Source organism: Haemophilus parainfluenzae, from assembly GCF_003252755.1.
Lineage (GTDB): Bacteria > Pseudomonadota > Gammaproteobacteria > Enterobacterales > Pasteurellaceae > Haemophilus_D > Haemophilus_D parainfluenzae_N.
In genome coordinates, this window is the sequence record NZ_QEPT01000028.1 from 1 (window position 1) to 270 (window position 270).

Consider the following 270-nt stretch of genomic DNA (forward strand, 5'->3'; position numbering starts at 1 on the left):
TTCTACAGTTTTATCTTCAGCTGCATCTTTTAGCTCAGATGCTTTATCTGCAGCTTCATCTTTTGCTTCTGAAACTGCTTTTTTTACTTCTTTTGCTTTATCTTCAGCCGCATCTTTCACTTCAGCAGCTTTATCTTCAGCTTCATCTTTCACTTCAGCAGCTTTATCTTCAGCTTCATCTTTTAACTCAGCCGCTTTATCAGCAGCTTCATCTTTTACTTCAAAAACTGCATTTTTTACTTCAGCAACTTTATCTACAACTGCATCTTT

The 270-nt window shown here is 36.3% G+C and carries 1 pseudogene; it reads right to left on the reverse strand.

Annotated elements, in window-relative coordinates:
• Positions 1-270, reverse strand: a pseudogene (locus DPV95_RS10390) (hypothetical protein); the annotation flags it as partial.